This window comes from Oleiphilus sp. HI0132, assembly GCF_001635845.1.
The window spans coordinates 1-346 of the sequence record NZ_LWGJ01000796.1 but is presented as its reverse complement, the minus strand read 5'-3'; the positions used below and the strand labels follow the sequence as shown (position 1 = coordinate 346).

The following is a 346-nucleotide window of genomic DNA, read 5'->3' as shown; positions in this document are numbered from 1 at the left end:
AAATTCCACCTGTAACCAGCGAGGCAAATTCAAGCCATAATCACGCTCTAGGCTATATGCGATACCGCCTTTGCCCGATTGCGAGTTAACACGAATAACCTCCTGATAACTACGCCCCAAATCAGTCGGGTCTATCGGCAAATAAGCAACTTGCCATGGATCTTCTTTTTTACGCACAGACAAGCATTTTTTAATCGCATCCTGATGACTGCCAGAAAAAGCGGTAAACACCAAGTCGCCAGCGTAAGGGTGTCGAGGGTGAACATCTATTTGTGTACACGCCTTAACTGTATGGATAATTTCATCCATATCAGAGAAGTTCAATTCAGGGTCGATACCTTGGCTA

Annotated in this window: 1 pseudogene; it reads right to left on the bottom strand. The window is 44.8% G+C overall.

The window, feature by feature from the left end:
* Positions 1-346 (bottom strand): annotated as a pseudogene (locus tag A3766_RS30835) (2-isopropylmalate synthase); the annotation flags it as partial.